The sequence below is a fragment of the Pararhizobium antarcticum genome (assembly GCF_001885585.1).
GTDB classification, from domain to species: Bacteria; Pseudomonadota; Alphaproteobacteria; order Rhizobiales; family Rhizobiaceae; genus Pararhizobium; species Pararhizobium antarcticum.
This window is the reverse complement of the sequence record NZ_LSRP01000069.1, coordinates 1-255: the sequence shown is the minus strand read 5'-3', so window position 1 is coordinate 255 and position 255 is coordinate 1. Positions and strand designations below refer to the sequence as shown.

Sequence of the window (255 nt, the reverse complement as noted above, 5' to 3'; positions counted from 1 at the left end):
CGGTGCTGAAGAAGGCGGAAATCGCCATCTCGATGGATGGCAAGGGTGCGTGGCGGGACAACGTGTTCGTCGAACGGCTCTGGCGTTCGATCAAATACGAGGAAGTCTACCTCCACGCCTACAAGACTGTGTCCGAGGCCCGCGTCGGCATCGGCCGATATCTGACCTTTTACAATAGCCGACGCCCACATTCATCCCTTGACCTGCAGACGCCGGATCAGGCCTACTTCAACCCGCTGGCACCAATGATGGTGG

1 protein-coding gene is annotated in these 255 nt (G+C 58.4%); it reads left to right on the top strand.

The genetic code is table 11. The features are described 5' to 3' along the window. The coding region (locus tag AX760_RS06035) for an integrase core domain-containing protein (RefSeq protein WP_139276459.1) at positions 1-255 on the top strand (255 nt) is incomplete at both ends.